This window comes from Streptomyces sp. CA-106110, from assembly GCF_050936285.1.
Classification (GTDB): domain Bacteria; phylum Actinomycetota; class Actinomycetes; order Streptomycetales; family Streptomycetaceae; genus Streptomyces.
Genome location: NZ_JBNJNB010000001.1, coordinates 8,173,400 through 8,187,924 on the forward strand (window position 1 = coordinate 8,173,400; position 14,525 = coordinate 8,187,924).

Sequence of the window (14,525 nt, forward strand, 5' to 3'; positions counted from 1 at the left end):
CATTGTGTGCGGGGACTTTCAAGCTAAGAGCGTGCGCGGATAGGCGGTGTTCAGGGGCGTTTCCGGGGGCGTGTGTCCCAGCGGTAGAGGGTCCACGCGCGGCGGATGAGGCGACGCAGAGTGATGATGGCGTGGGCCAACGACAGGTACGCATCGATGACTTCGGTGCGGCGTTCGGTGCAGCGAGCGATCTTGAAGAATTGATTGCCCCAGGCGTTCGTGCGCTCCACCGGCCATCGTTTGGTGTTCTGGATCGGTGCGGCCACGCCCTTGACCGCGACCTGTGCCCGCAGGCCGTACTCTGCTGCCGTTCTGGTTCCCTTGCCGGTGCCGTAGGCGGCGTCGAGGTGGACCGTGACGTTTTCCGGGAGCGGCCCGATACGTTCCAGTCTCTCCAGGGTGGGACCCAGCAGCGGGGAGTCGTGCCGGTTGCCGGGAGCGGTGACAGCGCCGAGCGGGATGCCGCCGGCGTCTGTTGCGGTGGAGCGTTTCATACCGCCCTTTCGCCGGTCCACGGGCGAAGGGCCTGCAACTTCACCACCGCAGGGGGCCTTTGAGTGACAGCCGTCGACTGGCACATCCGACAGCTGTAGGCCGATGAAACGGTCGTAGGCTTCCAGAACGAGCAGCTCCAGGCGTTCGAAGACCCCAGCTTCGATCCACTCCTGACGGCGGGTACGGATGGTCGTCGCCGAGCACGCATTGTCGGCGACCTTGCGGTAGCCGCAGCCGAACACCAGTACCTGCACGAGCCGGTCGAAGACAGTGCGGTCACCGATGCGTCGGCGATGACAGCCCAGCGGGTGGTCGGAAGCGAACTCACCGCGCTCTGGTAGCAGTTCCCGGAACTGCTGCCAGAGCGGATCGACAAGCCATAATGGGAGCGCAGGCACGGAGCCTCCACGGTCACGGAGCGTAGCAACTCACATGATCGCGCAGGCCCGTGCCTGCACCTGCATCCAGCCCTTACACCCGCCTATCCGCGCACGCTCTAAGTGGCTGACCAGGAAAATGGCGTTTGTTGACGTTGGTTGCCGTTGACCCGCTGGAGCGTTTCGAGCGGAAGTGATGGGCGAGTGGCGGCCGTCCGGCCGCCCGCCTGGTCGAGTTGACCTACCCGCGGTAACGAAAGGCCACATACTTCACAAGGCCTTCACGGGCCTGCACACTGGCATCCCGCCCCCCGCGCCGGTCTCGACCTAGGGATCACTATGACCCTCACCGAACCGCCCGCGCACCCTCACCATCCTCGCGGCAGCCTCGAGGGGATGGGGCCGATGGCCCCTCGCCCCGAAGCTGCGGCTGCCGCCGCCTGGTGGGCCGAGCAGCTCGCCACGCCCTCGCACCATGATGTCGGCGCGCCGCTACGTACGGCCTCGGCGAACGTCACAACGGCCCACGGCAGGCGGCAGCGCACCCGCGAACAGATCGACGCGTTCCGCACCGCCCTCGCCGACAGGATCGAACAGCACCTCGCGAAGTACTGCTGGCTGCCCGACGAGCCTGACTTCGGCTCCTACATGCGCGCCGTCGTGGTCGACCCTGTGCCGGACGACGTGCTCGCGGACGCCGCCGCGCGCGCCGGCTTCAGGCTCACCTCGTTCGACCTGCCGATGAGAACCGTGATGTGGATCGACCCCGGCATCGTGAAGGTGGCTGCGGGCCACGGTGCTGGGTCCGTCGTTATCTGGGCGACACCCACCACTGCGACTACCGGGGAGATGACCTCCTGACCACTGAGCGCATGATGGCCCGACGCGAAAGATGTGTGCTGTCCTGATCAGGCTGTGTCGATGCTTGCCAAGGCGTGACGGATCGCCGCGAGGGCTTCTTCGTCGGTGGAATTGAGCTGCTTTGCAGCAGCCGCGTAACTGTTGGCGTATTCCTGGAGCTTCGCCTTGAGGTCGGTCTCGGGTGCTGGGGCGATGACCTGCGTACCGGAGCCTCTGCGGCTCCTGACGAGACCTGCGACCTCCAGTTCGCGGTAGGCCCGCACCACGGTGTTGTTGACCAGCCCGAGGTCGGAAGCAAGTTGGCGCACGGATGGCAGCCTGTGGAACGGGGCGCGGAGGAAGACCGGGCCGCCGACATGATGGCAGCGGCCCTCAGCCAAGAGCCTCCAGGTCTGCCGACGGAGCCGGCAGACCGTCATGCAAGAGCGAAGTCAGGGGCGCAGCGTAGACGTGTACTGGGTCCTGCTGTCTGCCAGGAAATTGTTGTCGGAGGTGCCCTTCCGAGTGAGCAACGAGTAGGCGGTCACCATCGGCTCGAAGTGCCACTGGCCCGTGTAGGCGGTCTTGCCGAAGGTGACCCGCACGTAGACGTGGCCGACCTTGCCGGAGGCGAGCTTCACCGTGGAACCGGCGGGGAGGTCGAAGCCGAACAACCCGTCCGACTCCTGGTAGCTGGGCTTCTCCCAGCGGTGGCGCACGGGGTTCCACCACGTCGCGGTGATGCCTCGCAGCTGCTTTTCGCCCGGGGCGGAGTGGTTCCACAAGGACAGCCCGAAGCCGAACGGAACCAGCGCGTCCGGCGACTTCTGCGTGTAGTACATGGTGAGGTAGACGGTGTTACCCCGGCGGTAGGACTTGTGGATGCCGCTACCCCACTCCTTCATTGTCCCGATCTGATGGGCTGCCGCCGTGTGCGTACCGAGCGGCTCCGCGGACGCTGCGCCTGCGCCTATCGGAAGCAGCCCCACTATTGCCGCTGCCGCGGCTGCGGCAGCACGCATGCGCATTCTCATGCCATCCCCTCCCACTGTTCTGCCAGCTGTGGATCTTAGAGCCTCCGGCAGTAGGCGAAGCGGACTTTCGTGATCGATCCCTGTAGTCGAGCAGGCACGAGCCTGAGTGATCACCGAGTTCTCTACTGTCTGTCTGCACCTGCTCCGCAGGCCTCCGGGTGACAGCGCCGCGTCGGCGTGAGCGGGGCCCGGGTGCTGTGCCCGGGACGGTTCACCGGGCCGTGTCGGGTGTCAGCGCGGGCGCCGAAGGAAGGCGACGATCTCACGTCAGACAGACCAGATGGAAACTGACTTGAGGCCCGGCTGACCAGCCACTCGACGGTCATTGCCGAAGTAGCTCCGCTCGCCGCGAAGTTACTCTCGGGCTACTTGTCCCTTGCTTCGCCGCTGGTCAACGGCACCCCTTGCCGGGTGCGAGAGGAGTCGCCCTCTGCGCACTGGACAGCCTCGGTGAACTGCGCCGCCCGACGGTGGACCGCCTCGTAAACCTCATCGGATGCGACCAGGCGGAGCGGTGTCGGCAAGCGGAACGATGCGGCAGCGAGGCTGTCGGGAGTGACGCCGCCGATCGTGATGCAGGTGGTGTCCGGACCGTCGGCCCGGCAGCTGCCCAGGTGGGGCGGAACAATGTGGCGTGCCTGCGCCAAGGGCACGGCGACTCGCGCCGTCGCGTAGTACGGATAGTCGCTCACCAGCATCTTCGTCACCATGTCAGCGGCGTCCGGCGGGTCCTCGAGTTCAACGCCGGCCCCTGTCGTCTGGGCGGCGATGATGCGGTCCGCACGGAACGTCCGCCATTCATGTTTGGCCACGTCGAACGCGACCAGGTACCACCGGTTCGGGCTGCGAACCAGCCGATGTGGATCCACTTGCCGTCTGGTCTCGGTGCCGCGGGCGTCGCGGTACGTGAGCGACAGCCGTTCCCCGCGGTGGCAGGCGGTCGCGATCTCGAACAGCAGCGGGACGGCGACCCGGCCGGGTTCGGCCTGCATGATGTCGACGGAGCTGTCGTCCACCGCGTCGATTCGCTCGACGACCCGCGCCGGCAGCAGATGCCTCAGCTTGAGCAACGCCGACGTCGCGGCTGGGTCGTCGCCGGGGGCCTCGCGTAGCGCGGCGAACACCGCGAGGGCTTCCTCGTCGTCGAGTGTCAGGGGCGCCATTCGCTTGCCGGGGCCCAGGCGATAGCCGCCGTAGGGGCCGCCCTCGGAGTCGATGCCGTACCCCGCTTCGCGCAGGCGGGCGATGTCGCGGCGCACGGTCCGTTCGGTGACGCCCAGCCACTCGGCCAGCTCGCCGTTCGTCCATGACGGCCGGCTGGACAACACCGCGAGCAGTCGCAGCAGGCGGGCTGAGGTGGCAGTCACATTTCCGATGCTTATCGAGACCAGGATCGGAACAGTCCTGGTCTCGCACTACGTTTCTGGCGTCTTCAGTGCTTCAGAGAGGGATGAGACAGTGATCGATCATGTTTTCCTGACGGTGAGCGACCTGGACCGCTCCGTCGAGTTCTACAACCAGACGTTGAAGCCGCTGGGCATGAGCCACGTGATCGACTTCGACGGCTCGACCGGCCCGGAGGGTCACCCCGACCTCAAGGGGTTCGGTACCGACACGGCTTTTGTGCTCTGGTTGCGTGACGGCGTCAGTGAGGGACGTGCCGCGCATGTCGGCTTCACCGCGCCGTCGAAGGAGGCGGTCGACGCGGCGTATACGGCGGCCATGGCGGCGGGTGCGACCGACAATGGCGCACCCGCGGACCGCCCCTACTACGCTCCCGGGTACTACGCGGCCAACGTCTTCGATCCTGATGGGTACAGCCTCGAGTTCACGTACAAGGCGTGGCAGCATCCGAAGGATTGACCTGGGGTTTTCGCAAGCTCGCGTTGACGGACGGTGGTCCAGCGCCACCTTGTGTGGAGACCAGCGGGACGGGTGGGGCCGGTTGCCTGGGAGCGTAGCCGTGGAGCTCGGCCCCCTGGCCGCAGGCGTGCTGACGGCCTCGCCTTCGATCGCTCCGGCTTCAGGTCAGCCTGTGGTTTCCATGCTGCGATCGGCGGGCTCCTGCCCTTTCCGCACCGGCATGCCCACGGTCGGCGCTTCCCCGCCGTCCACGGGGACGTCCGGTTGGGAGCGGCGCCGCCCCGGTAGCACGATCGCGGTCACTGCGCCCGCCGCGCAGATCGCGCATCCCAGCACGGCCGCGAACCTGTAGCCGACGGGGTCCGGCAGGACCGCTCCGACCCTGGTGTGGGACTCGAGTACCGCGGCGCTCAACGCGCTTCCCGTGGCGAACCCGACGTAGCGGAGCACCTGGTTGAAGCCGATGGCGCTCCCGACCTCCCTGGCCGGCACCGAGTTGACGACCAACCCGGGCACCAAGGCGAAGACGCAGCCGACACCGAGGCCCGCCACGCCCATCACGACGAACAGCTCCCAGAGGCCGGACCGGTTCAGCCCGAACCACAGCATGGACAGGAGGATGACGCCGCAGGACAGCGGCAGCGTCAACCGCCAGGACAAGCGCTGTGCCACCAGCGGGACGGCCCTGCTCGCCGACAGGCTGCCGGCCGAGAAGGGCAGCAGGATCAATCCGGCGACGACAACCGACACCCCGAAGCCGTGAGCCGGGCCGGCGGGCGTCTGGGCCAGCCGCGTGACCAGGGACAAGAGCAGGTACATCCCCATGCCCGCGACGAGCCCCATCAGGTCGGCGGTCAGTACGACACGGTTGCGGAGCTGGCGCAGGTCGACCAGCGGCTGACCGGTCCGCAGCTCGTACACGATCCAGACCGCCAGGCACGCCAGCGACGCGGCGCACACGCTGATCAGTGTCGGCGATGTCCAACCCCAGGATTCGCCCTCGCTCAGCGCGAGCAGAAGCCCGCCGAGGACCGCACCGAACAGGATCGCGCCCACCGCGTCGAGACGGCGCGGCGCCAGGTGCCGGGTGTGCGGCAGGACGACCACCGCGGAGATGAGGGCGATGCCGCTGACCGCCGCACCGAACCAGAAACTGGCATGGAACCCGAAGACCTGGGTGATCAGACCGGTCAACGGATACCCCAGGCCGACGCCGGTCACGGTGGTGATCGAGAGCAGCGCGATGACCGAGCGGGAACGCTCCGCCGGCAGGTTGTCCCGGGCGGTCGCGATGGTCAGCGGGATCAGGCCGAGCCCGACGCCCTGGAACGCCCGGCCCACGACCAGCCAGACGAAGCCGAACGGAAGGGCCGCCAGCGCGCTTCCCACCAGCACGAACGACAGGGCACCGAGGATCGTCGGGCGCCGTAGCGGACCGTCGCCCAGCCGCCCCATCGTCGGGGTGGCAACCGCTCCGACCAGCAGAGTGACGGTCAGGGACCACTGGGCTTCGGAGAGTGGCACATGGTCGGCTCCGGCGATGGTGGGAATCAGCGGCGCACCGAGGCTGCTGATCACCGCCACCACTGTGCCCACGTAGACGAGCACGGGTACCAGTGCTCGGCCACGCCAGGTGGTATCCGATGTGTGCGCGGCCATGCCTGCTCTTCCCATCAGTCGATTGCTTCTTGAGCGAGACCAGTGCCGAGGAGATCGGGGACCAGGTAAGCACGGGTCACACCCACTACGTGTAATCGCCATCCAGTTTAGGTCATTACTTCATGTGGTCTGGTCGCACTTCGACGTCGCGTGGCAGGAAGGGCTCGCCGCCGCGCTGGGTGGGCTGCCGAGGCGGAAGGGTGTCTGGCGGAAGAACGCGTGCCGCCGCCCGGGTGGTCGCGGGGAACGAGCCGCGCGTCCTTGAGGGCAGCGGCGATCGTGGACGGGCGGGCCCGGTATCGATCACCCCGCCTCGTCGCGCCGGGGCGCACGTCAGCGCGTGGACCGGGCCTTGTGCCTGGCTCGATACGCGGCCACGTTGTTCCTGTTGCCGCAGACCTCGTACGAGTGCCAACGCTGAGTGCGGCTGCGCGTGGTGTCGTAGAAGGCGTGGGCGCAGGTCTCGTTGGCGCAGGCGCGGATGCGCCGCCAGGTGCCGTCGGCGACGAGTTCCGCCACCGCGATGGTGATACCGCCGATCACGGGATCGCCGTCGATCTGCTGCAGCCCCACCTCTCCCGGCGCCGCGAAGACCTGCCTCAGTGTGATCGAAGACGACCACCGCGTGATCTGTGCCCAGCCGGCTGTCGTTTCCTCGGGTTCCGATGCCGTGACGATGTCAACGAGGGCCGCACGCAGGTCACGGACCTCGGCGATGAGGCTCGGTGCCGGCTGCTGCCCCTCGGGCTGACCGAACGGGCGCAGGATCTTGCCTGCCGTCTGCGGACTCTCGAGCGTGTCCGGGAGGGCCGGGGTGATGCCGTGGGCTCGCGAGTTGAGCAGATCCACGATGGCCGCGGCAGTGGCGGGGATCGACCGTGCGGTGTCCTGTCCTTCTCTGCTCACGCCAGCACCGTACCACAGGGTCTTTTCGTGAAAGGAGCTTACATGTCGGTAGGGAGCCGTGGTAGGAAGTAAGTGACTAATTCGATAGGTCATTACATCCCGCCGTTGTCCCTGTCGATCTCGTCGACTGGCGGCCGCCTCGCGAACGAAGGGTCACTCGGCTCGCGGTGTCTGTCAGAGGAGGAGAACATGAGTGAGATCAAGCCCCGATTCCGGACGATCGACGGGTTGTCCATCCGGTACGCCGAGAGCGACGAGCCCCGTGACTGCGACGCGTTGCTGCTGAGCCCGTGGCCGGAGAGCCTGTACGCCTTCGACGCGACCTGGTCCCGGTTGGCCGAGCACGCTCACCTGATCGCGGTGGACCTGCCGGGGTTCGGGCACTCCGAGCTGCGGGAGGACCTGCTCTCGCCCAAGGCGATGAGCGAGTTCATCGTGCGGCTCGCCGACACCTTCGGGCTGGCGAAGCCCCACGTCGTGGGCCCGGACATCGGCACTAGCGCGGTGCTGTTCGCCGTGGCCCGGCACCCGGACCGATTCCGCAGCGCGGTCGTGGGCACCGGCGGGGCGGCAGTCCCGCTGCAACTGGGCAGTCCCTTGCGCGAGTGGGTGCATGCCGAGGACCTGGCGCCGTACCGGGCCATGAACCCCAAGACCATCGTGACGGTCGCGGTCGACAAGATCGAGGGCTACGAGCTGCCGGAGGAGGTGCGCGAGGACTACCTCGCGTCCTACGTGGGACAGCGTTTCGTCGACCAGATGTCCTACGTTCGCGCGTATCCCGCCGAACTGCCGGTCCTGGGCGACCTGCTGGCCACTGTCGAGACGCCGGTCCAGATCATCAACGGCAGCAAGGACTCGGTGGTGCCGGTGGTCAACGCCGAGTACCTGCACGAGCGCCTGCCCCACAGCAAGCTCGAGATCATCGAGGGGGGACACTTCGTCTGGGAGGAAGCGGCGGAGGAGTACGCCAAGGCCGTCACCGCCTGGTGGCAGGAGAACTGACCCAGCTGATGTCCAGCCCTGGCCGAGCCGCCCCGGTGGGCGTCGGCGTGAGCCACGCCGACGCCCACCGGATCGTCGAGCCCGGCGCCGCGAGAGGTCTTCACCCGGCGGTGGGCCGGCCGATGACTGCGACGACGCTGCGCCACAAGGCCTTCGGGTTGGCGTACCCGGGGAACAGCCGCATCATCTCGTCGAAGAACTCCTCGGGCGTGCGGGTGTCCTCTGCGGCGAGTCGCTGGAACGTGTCGAGGTAGGTCCGCGTCCGCTGGACGGCGCCCGCGTCGTCAGGCTGTGCCTTGTCCTTGTGGGCGGCCACCGCGTACGTCGGATCCAGCGCCTCGATCGTGTCCAGCGCCCGGTACCACGCCTGAAGTCCCCCGTCGCCGGATTCGTTGAGGTATTGGTGACAGTGGTTGTAGACCGAGTCGCCCGCGACGAAGAGGCGGATGGACGGTACCCACAGACCGGTTGTCTCGTCGGTGTCGGTGTGGCCGAGTTCGACCGCCTTCAGAACGTTGCCCTCCAGCTCGATGCCTTCCGCCGGGATGATCTCCGGGTGGATCTCTCCTTCGCAGACCTGCCCCGGGAACCGGGCGTCCCACTGCTCGCCGCGGGTCTCGTGCTGCTTCCTGATGTACCTGGCGGTCCCGGCGGTTGAGTACACCCTTGCTCCTGGGAACCGGTCGAGCAGTCCGGGCACGCCGAACCAGTGGTCGCCGTGGCCGTGGGTGATGTAGATCGCGGTCAGGTTTCTGTCGAACGAGGCGATCCAGTCGCCGATCACGCGAATGTGTTCGTGTGTCCATGGGGTGTCGACGAGGACGGCGTCGCGTTCACCGGTGATGAGCGTCGATGACATGGGGGATGCGACCGCCGGGTGGCCGTGCGGCACCGGGGGTGTGCCGTGTTCGGGGGTCGGGTCGGCGACGTGGACGTGGAAACGAAGGTCAGATGCCATGATGCGTGACTTTCCTTGTGTGCCTGGTGCTCGTCAGCTGGTCGCGGCGGGCTTGAGATGCTGGATGAACCAGTCCGTGGCCCTGCCACCGGTCTCGTCGAAGGGGGCGACGTACGCGCCGAAGTGCCCGCCCTCGTGGGCGATGAGCTTCTTGGGCTCGCCGGCGCGCTCATATGCGGCGAGCGCGATGTCTGTCGGCGTCCTCGTGTCGCCTGTGGCGACGATCATGAGCGGAGGCCCGACGGAGCGAACCGCTGCGCGAGGACGGCGGAGGTCACAGGTCCCCGCCCCGGCGGATCGGCCACACCTCGTCGAGCGTGTCGGAGTCGGTGAGGGTGGCCTCGATCGTCACGATACGCAGCCCGTCGCCGCCGCGGGCGATGACGAAGTGCACAGCCAGGCGCTCGATCTCCGAATCGTCGGCGCGGCGACGCGACCAGATGACGTCAATGGCGCCACCGTCCTTGTTGAACACCACCACGCGGCGGTCGAGCACCGCGGTATGCGTGTAGCCCGCGGTTCTCAGGCGGTCGAAGGTGACCTTGAACCATGCGGTGACGTCCTCCGCCGTGGGGGCGAGGATGACGGGCCCGCTGTCGTCTCCGACCCAGAGCGGGGCTGCCCAGTAGTCGCCGATGAAGGAGGGATCGTGTGAAGTCTCCACGGCCGTGACCCACCGCGGCAGGTAGGTCTCGAAGAACCAGTCGGTGATCTCGGTGTACGTCTCATCGAGCTCGGGCCGGGTGGACGATGGCGCCATTGCTGAACCTCTTTCTGGATGCACGAGCCGGCCACCGCGGACGCGGCAGGCCGGCGTCCCTCCTTCGTATAGAAATAAGCGTAGAGCGTTTACCTCTTACGGCAAAGGCTCAAATGGGCCGCTAGCAGACTTTTTACTCGCAATACTCGCCATACTCGCCATGCTCGTCATCCGAACCATCAGTAGTGTTGTCGCTACGATTCGGTCATGGCTGAGCGGCCTCTCCGCACTGTTTCTAACGCCCGCGTCGGCAACGCGCTCAGCTCTCATGTGTTCTCACTCCTCCGCGCGGGGCTTCGTGGCCTCGGACACGCAGTTCAGAGAGCCGAGTGCACACCCTGTGCGGGGACGCCGCCCAGCGGTCAGGCGCTGCGTACCTCGTACACCGCCACGCGCACCTTCTCGTCGTCCAGGCACTGGCCCGACGTGAGGTCGAAGCGCTGCTTCAGCAAGGGGGAGGCGACGAACGGGCGGCCCTCGTGAGTGCCCGTCAGGCCGCGGGAGAGGACGGCGGCGCCGCTGAAGGGGTCGCGGTTGTCGATGCCGTACAGCCGGCCCGCGCGGTCGCGGAAGACCGCCGCCTGGCGGCCGTCGGGCAGCAGTGCCGCCACCCCGCGGCCCGCAACCAGCAGGCCCAGGTCGCAGACGGTGAGCCAGCGGTCGTGGTCGAGGCGGAGCCGGACCTCAGGGCTTCGCGTGCCGGGTGCCGGTGTCATCGCTGCGCGCTTCCTTCCAGGGGGCGGGTGCCGAGCGTCAGCAACGGCAGGTCGGGCTTGATCTGGTCGCGCTCGGGGACGAAGCCGACCACCGGGTCGGGGGTGCCGGGGGCGTTCACGAAGGACACGAAACGGGCCAGCCGCTCCGGGTCGTCGAGGGTCTGCGCCCACTCGTCGCGGTAGTTCGCCGCATGTGCCGCCATCAGCGACTCGAGTTCCTCGCAGATGCCGAGGGAGTCCTGGACCACCACGTCCCGTACGTGGTCCAGACCGCCGGGGATGCGCTCCAGCCACACCGAGGTGCGCTCCAGGCGGTCGGCCGTGCGGATGTAGAACATCAGGAACCGGTCGATCAGGCGGACCAGTTCGGCGTCGGACAGGTCCTGGGCCAGCAGGTCCGCGTGACGCGGGGTGGCACCGCCGTTGCCGCCGACGTAGAGGTTCCAGCCCTTCGCCGTGGCGATCACGCCGAAGTCCTTCGAACGGGCCTCCGCGCACTCGCGGGCACACCCCGAGACCGCCGACTTCAGCTTGTGCGGGGACCTCAGGCCCCGGTAGCGCAGCTCCAGGTCGATCGCCATGCGCACGGAATCCTGGACGCCGTAGCGGCACCAGGTCCGGCCCACGCACGACTTCACCGTACGCAGGGCCTTTCCGTACGCGTGCCCCGACTCGAAGCCCGCGTCCACCAGCCGGGCCCAGATCAGCGGCAGTTGCTCCACCCGCGCGCCGAACATGTCGATCCGCTGGCCCCCGGTAATCTTCGTGTAGAGGCCGAAGTCGCGGGCGATCTCACCGATCACGATCAGCTTCTCCGGGGTGATCTCACCACCGGGGATGCGCGGCACGACCGAGTACGAACCGTTCCTCTGCAGGTTGGCGAGGAAGTGGTCGTTGGTGTCCTGCAGGGCCGCCTGCTCGCCGTCCAGTACATGGCCGTCGGCGCCGATCGCCGGGGCGAGCGAGGCGACGACCGAGGCGATGGCCGGCTTGCAGGTCTCGCAGCCGTCGCCGCCGCGCGCGCCCTCGCGCCCGTAGCGGTCGAGGAGCTGCTGATAGGAGGAGATGCGCAGCGCGAGGACGATCTCGTAGAGCTCCTCGCGGGTCTGCGGGAAGCAGCCGCATAGCCCCTTGTCGGCCACGACGCCGCTCGCCGCCAGCTCGTCCGCGACGAGCCGGCCGAGCACCTTCTCGCAACTTCCGCAGCCCGTACCGGCCTTGGTGCACTTCTTCACCTCGGGCACGGTCGAGCAGCGGTGCTCGGTGACCGCGCCGCGGATCGTGCCCTTGGTGACGTTGTGGCAGGAGCAGACGACGGCCTCGTCGGGCAGCGCGGACGGGCCGAGCTGGACCGGGGCGCCGGACCCCGCGGGCAGCACCAACTGCTCGGGGGCGACGGGCGGTACGGACCCGGTGAGGGCGCGCAGGGTGCCGTACGCCTCCGCGTCGCCGACCAGGATGCCGCCGAGCAGTTCCCCGTCACGGCCGATGACCAGCTTCTTGTACGTGCCCGAGCGTGAGTCCGCGTAGACGACGTCGAGGCAGTCCGCGGTGGTGCCGTGTGCGTCACCGAAGGACGCCACGTCGACGCCCAGCAGCTTGAGCTTGGTCGACAGGTCGGCGCCGGTGAACGACGACTTTTCTGCCTCGTCGTCGGCGATCGCCGTGGCGGCCGTCCCGGCCATCTCGTACCCCGGCGCGACCAGCCCGTACACCCGGCCGTCCGCGGCCAGCGCGCACTCGCCGATCGCGAACACCCGTGGGTCGGACACCGTGCGGCACTGCTGGTCCACGGCGATGCCGCCGCGCTCGCCGACCACGAGCCTGCAGTCCCGGGCGAGCTGGTCGCGGGGGCGGACCCCGGCCGAGAACACGACCATGTCGGTGTCGAGTACCGAGCCGTCGGACAGCTTCATGGCCGTCACCTGGCCGTCCGCACCGGCGACGATCTCCTGTGTGCCCGTGCCGGTGTGCACGGTCAGGCCCAGCCCCTTGACGGTCCGCAGGAGCGCGGCGCCGCCGCCCTCGTCGACCTGCGCCGGCATCAGGCGCGGCGCGAACTCCACGATGTGGGTGGCCAGGCCCAGGCCCGTGAGTGCGCCGGCCGCCTCCAGACCGAGCAGCCCGCCGCCGACCACGGCCCCGGTGGTCGCCCTCGTCCGGGCGTACTCCTCGATCTCCAGCAGATCCTCGATGGTGCGGTAGACGAAGCAGCCCTCCGCGTCCTTGCCGGGGACCGGTGGGACGAAGGGGTAGGAGCCGGTGGCGAGGACGAGGGTGTCGTAGGCGACGGTGAGCCCGGAGCGGGCGGTGACCGTTCGAGCGTCCCGGTCGATCGTCAGGGCCGGGTCGGCGAGGTGCAGCTCGATCCCGTGCCGCTCGATGAACTCCCGGTCGGTCAGGGACAGTTCCTCGGGTGTGGTGCCCGAGAAGTACGAGGTGAGCCGGACCCGGTCGTAGGCGGGGCGCGGCTCCTCGCACAGCACGACCACGCGGTGCGTGGCGGTCAGGCCGCGCTCGGCCAGAGCTTCGAGGAAGCGCTGGCCGACCATGCCGTGGCCGACGAGCACGAGGGTGGGGGTGGCCGTGGACATCAGGAGCCTCCGTCGTTGGTGAGCAGGTGGAGCAGGGGGGCGTCGGCCGGGAGCGGCTCGGCCTCCTCCCAGGCGCGGGCGAGTACGCCGACGGTGCCGAGTGCACCGACGAGCACCCCGCCGACGAGGCGGCCGTCGCGGACGACGACCTTGCGGTAGGTGCCGCTGACGGCGTCGGCGAGCTGGACCGTGTCGTCGCCCGGTTCCGGGTCCGTCTCGCCGAAGGCGGCGAGGTCGAGGACGGCAGGACCGGAAAGGGTGAGCCGGGTCAGGGCGCGGGTGCCGGTGTAGCGGGCGGCCGGGCCGCCCGGCAGGCCGGTCCCGGGCGCGATCAGTCCGGCGAGGACGTCGGCCTGTTCGAGGGCCGGGGCGGCCAGCCCGTACACCGTGCCGGCGTGCTCGGCGCAGTCGCCGATGGCCCGGATGTGCGGGTCCGAGGTGCGCAGTTCGTCGTCGACGAGGATGCCCTTGCGGACGGCCAGTCCCGCATCCTGGGCCAGTCCCACCCGCGGGCGGACGCCGCAGGCCAGGACCACGAGATCGGTGCCGAGGGCATAGCCGTCGGCCATCTCCACGGAGTGAACCGCCCCGCCGAGGGTGCGCACGCCGCGGACCCGCGTCTCGGTGTGGATCTCCACGCCGAGGTCGCCGAGGTGGCGGTGCAGCAGCCGGGAGGCCGGGGGGTCGAGCTGGCGCTCCATCAGGCGTTCGGCCTGCTGGGCGAGAACGACATGGGCGCCGCGGACGGAGAGCGCGCGGGCCGCGGAGACGCCGAGCAGTCCGCCGCCGACGACGACGGCACGCACCCCTTCGCGTACCGCCCCGGCGAGCCGCAGGCAGTCGTCCAGGGTGCGGAACGCGTGCACGCCCGCGGGTAGTTCTTGCCTGTCGCCGTCGAGCAGGCCGCGCAGGGGCGGGAGCACGGGGTTGGAGCCGGTGGCGAGGACGAGCGTGCCGTAGGCGATCACCGAGCCGTCGGCGCAGTGCAGCTCGCGGCGCGCGCGGTCGATCCGGACGACCCGGGCGCGGACGAGGTGCTCCGGCGCCGGCAGGGAGATCACCTCGGGCGCGTAGCGGCCGGCCAGGACGTCGGCGAGCAGGACGCGGTTGTAGGGGGCGTGCTCTTCCTCGCCGACGAGCAGGGCGGGCGTGCCGAGCTCGCCGAGCCGCCGGGCGAGACGGGTGCCCGCGAGTCCGGCGCCGATCACCACCACACGCGTGTCCGAGGTCATGCACCGCAGCGTGCGGTGCCGACGTTACCCGGCCGCATCACGGCCGTTTCCCGTGAGGAACGCTGCCCTCAGCGTGGGCGGGGCGC

Annotated in this window: 15 protein-coding genes; 3 read left to right on the top strand and 12 right to left on the bottom strand. The window is 68.9% G+C overall.

What is annotated here, in order from left to right:
* Window positions 1–50 precede the first annotated feature (50 nt).
* Window positions 51–893 (bottom strand): IS5 family transposase, encoded by an 843-nt coding sequence (locus ACQEXA_RS37665; RefSeq protein WP_432920252.1) that lies wholly within the window; start codon window positions 891–893, stop codon window positions 51–53.
* 384 nt (window positions 894–1,277) lie between these two features.
* On the opposite strand from ACQEXA_RS37665, the gene ACQEXA_RS37670 reads away from it, so the two are divergent.
* Window positions 1,278–1,733 carry a hypothetical protein gene (locus tag ACQEXA_RS37670; RefSeq protein WP_432927382.1) on the top strand — a complete coding sequence of 152 codons (456 nt, stop codon included), beginning with the start codon at window positions 1,278–1,280 and terminating at the stop codon, window positions 1,731–1,733.
* A gap of 47 nt (window positions 1,734–1,780) precedes the next feature.
* On the opposite strand, the gene ACQEXA_RS37675 is transcribed toward ACQEXA_RS37670, so the two are convergent.
* The 3 genes from ACQEXA_RS37675 to ACQEXA_RS37685 all read right to left on the bottom strand — a co-directional run bounded on the left by ACQEXA_RS37675 (window position 1,781) and on the right by ACQEXA_RS37685 (window position 4,113).
* Window positions 1,781–2,041 carry a hypothetical protein gene (locus tag ACQEXA_RS37675; RefSeq protein WP_432927380.1) on the bottom strand — a complete coding sequence of 87 codons (261 nt, stop codon included), beginning with the start codon at window positions 2,039–2,041 and terminating at the stop codon, window positions 1,781–1,783.
* A 123-nt stretch (window positions 2,042–2,164) separates the two neighbouring features.
* Window positions 2,165–2,617 carry a hypothetical protein gene (locus ACQEXA_RS37680; RefSeq protein WP_432927378.1) on the bottom strand — a complete coding sequence of 151 codons (453 nt, stop codon included), beginning with the start codon at window positions 2,615–2,617 and terminating at the stop codon, window positions 2,165–2,167.
* A gap of 494 nt (window positions 2,618–3,111) precedes the next feature.
* On the bottom strand, window positions 3,112–4,113 hold the full coding sequence (locus tag ACQEXA_RS37685) for a helix-turn-helix transcriptional regulator (RefSeq protein ID WP_432927376.1): 1,002 nt from the start codon (window positions 4,111–4,113) through the stop codon (window positions 3,112–3,114).
* A gap of 7 nt (window positions 4,114–4,120) precedes the next feature.
* On the opposite strand from ACQEXA_RS37685, the gene ACQEXA_RS37690 reads away from it, so the two are divergent.
* Entirely contained in the window at window positions 4,121–4,609 is a 489-nt protein-coding gene (locus ACQEXA_RS37690) for a VOC family protein (RefSeq protein WP_432927374.1), read from the top strand.
* Between the two features lie 165 nt (window positions 4,610–4,774).
* On the opposite strand, the gene ACQEXA_RS37695 is transcribed toward ACQEXA_RS37690, so the two are convergent.
* On the bottom strand, window positions 4,775–6,268 hold the full coding sequence (locus tag ACQEXA_RS37695) for an MFS transporter (RefSeq protein ID WP_432927372.1): 1,494 nt from the start codon (window positions 6,266–6,268) through the stop codon (window positions 4,775–4,777).
* Between the two features lie 333 nt (window positions 6,269–6,601).
* Window positions 6,602–7,174 carry a CGNR zinc finger domain-containing protein gene (locus ACQEXA_RS37700; RefSeq protein WP_432927370.1) on the bottom strand — a complete coding sequence of 191 codons (573 nt, stop codon included), beginning with the start codon at window positions 7,172–7,174 and terminating at the stop codon, window positions 6,602–6,604.
* A 189-nt stretch (window positions 7,175–7,363) separates the two neighbouring features.
* Here ACQEXA_RS37700 and ACQEXA_RS37705 point away from each other — a divergent pair, with 189 nt between their 5' ends.
* Complete coding sequence (locus tag ACQEXA_RS37705; protein WP_432927368.1) at window positions 7,364–8,179, top strand: alpha/beta fold hydrolase; 816 nt, start codon at window positions 7,364–7,366, stop codon at window positions 8,177–8,179.
* A 100-nt stretch (window positions 8,180–8,279) separates the two neighbouring features.
* Here ACQEXA_RS37705 and ACQEXA_RS37710 read toward each other — a convergent pair whose 3' ends face one another.
* From ACQEXA_RS37710 to ACQEXA_RS37735, 6 genes are all read right to left on the bottom strand, one after another.
* A complete protein-coding gene (locus tag ACQEXA_RS37710) occupies window positions 8,280–9,137 on the bottom strand; it encodes an MBL fold metallo-hydrolase (RefSeq protein WP_432927366.1) in 858 nt (285 codons plus the stop codon).
* 33 nt (window positions 9,138–9,170) lie between these two features.
* On the bottom strand, window positions 9,171–9,365 hold the full coding sequence (locus ACQEXA_RS37715) for a hypothetical protein (protein WP_432927364.1): 195 nt from the start codon (window positions 9,363–9,365) through the stop codon (window positions 9,171–9,173).
* 46 nt (window positions 9,366–9,411) lie between these two features.
* The gene (locus ACQEXA_RS37720) at window positions 9,412–9,897 is read right to left on the bottom strand and encodes a DUF6841 family protein (protein WP_432927362.1); all 486 of its coding nucleotides are present in this window, start codon (window positions 9,895–9,897) and stop codon (window positions 9,412–9,414) included.
* A gap of 362 nt (window positions 9,898–10,259) precedes the next feature.
* Window positions 10,260–10,613, bottom strand: coding sequence for a nitrite reductase small subunit NirD (nirD, locus tag ACQEXA_RS37725; RefSeq protein ID WP_432927360.1), 354 nt, complete (start codon window positions 10,611–10,613; stop codon window positions 10,260–10,262).
* Entirely contained in the window at window positions 10,610–13,207 is a 2,598-nt protein-coding gene (gene nirB / locus ACQEXA_RS37730; protein ID WP_433132265.1) for a nitrite reductase large subunit NirB, read from the bottom strand. The genes nirD and nirB overlap by 4 nt, the downstream gene beginning before the upstream one ends.
* The gene (locus tag ACQEXA_RS37735) at window positions 13,207–14,439 is read right to left on the bottom strand and encodes an NAD(P)/FAD-dependent oxidoreductase (protein WP_433132267.1); all 1,233 of its coding nucleotides are present in this window, start codon (window positions 14,437–14,439) and stop codon (window positions 13,207–13,209) included. The genes nirB and ACQEXA_RS37735 overlap by 1 nt, the downstream gene beginning before the upstream one ends.
* Window positions 14,440–14,525: the final 86 nt, after the last annotated feature.

Excerpts from the sequence above, each read along its gene's own strand:
- ACQEXA_RS37670 (WP_432927382.1), top strand. The coding sequence starts at position 1,278 with ATGGCCCCTCGCCCCGAAGCTGCGGCTGCCGCCGCCTGGTGGGCCGAG.
- ACQEXA_RS37680 (WP_432927378.1), bottom strand. The coding sequence starts at position 2,617 with ATGAAGGAGTGGGGTAGCGGCATCCACAAGTCCTACCGCCGGGGTAAC.
- ACQEXA_RS37690 (WP_432927374.1), top strand. The coding sequence starts at position 4,121 with ATGCTTATCGAGACCAGGATCGGAACAGTCCTGGTCTCGCACTACGTT.
- ACQEXA_RS37695 (WP_432927372.1), bottom strand. The coding sequence starts at position 6,268 with ATGGCCGCGCACACATCGGATACCACCTGGCGTGGCCGAGCACTGGTA.
- ACQEXA_RS37705 (WP_432927368.1), top strand. The coding sequence starts at position 7,364 with ATGAGTGAGATCAAGCCCCGATTCCGGACGATCGACGGGTTGTCCATC.
- ACQEXA_RS37710 (WP_432927366.1), bottom strand. The coding sequence starts at position 9,137 with ATGGCATCTGACCTTCGTTTCCACGTCCACGTCGCCGACCCGACCCCC.
- ACQEXA_RS37715 (WP_432927364.1), bottom strand. The coding sequence starts at position 9,365 with ATGATCGTCGCCACAGGCGACACGAGGACGCCGACAGACATCGCGCTC.
- ACQEXA_RS37720 (WP_432927362.1), bottom strand. The coding sequence starts at position 9,897 with ATGGCGCCATCGTCCACCCGGCCCGAGCTCGATGAGACGTACACCGAG.
- nirD (WP_432927360.1), bottom strand. The coding sequence starts at position 10,613 with ATGACACCGGCACCCGGCACGCGAAGCCCTGAGGTCCGGCTCCGCCTC.
- nirB (WP_433132265.1), bottom strand. The coding sequence starts at position 13,207 with ATGTCCACGGCCACCCCCACCCTCGTGCTCGTCGGCCACGGCATGGTC.
- ACQEXA_RS37735 (WP_433132267.1), bottom strand. The coding sequence starts at position 14,439 with ATGACCTCGGACACGCGTGTGGTGGTGATCGGCGCCGGACTCGCGGGC.